General features: G+C 59.3%; 1 protein-coding gene. It reads right to left on the reverse strand.

Annotation, left to right across the window (positions count from 1 at the left end; all coding sequences use genetic code 11):
- Positions 1 to 12 precede the first annotated feature (12 nt).
- Positions 13 to 236: hypothetical protein (locus tag ACQG3P_RS23705; RefSeq protein WP_426806416.1), on the reverse strand; the 224-nt coding region annotated here is incomplete at its 5' end.

Raw genomic sequence — 236 nt, forward strand, 5'->3', positions numbered from 1 at the left:
CTGGAGGTCGAACTATTGCTTGTCGGCGTGTTCCGAGAGTGTCTTAACCTTCGCAATCGCAGAAGCTGCAACGCCGCGCGCTGAGTTCAGGTCGCCGAGCACGGAGAGCACGGCACTATCGTGCACCTGCGCATACTCGACTGCATAGGTACCCGCCGCCAGTGCGGCAATCCTCCTCTGCGAAGGGCCCGCCTGCCTCAATAGGATCATCAGATCCTCAGACAACGTTTCCAACC

The organism is Stenotrophomonas sp. SrG, from assembly GCF_050031795.1.
Lineage (GTDB): Bacteria > Pseudomonadota > Gammaproteobacteria > Xanthomonadales > Xanthomonadaceae > Stenotrophomonas > Stenotrophomonas rhizophila_A.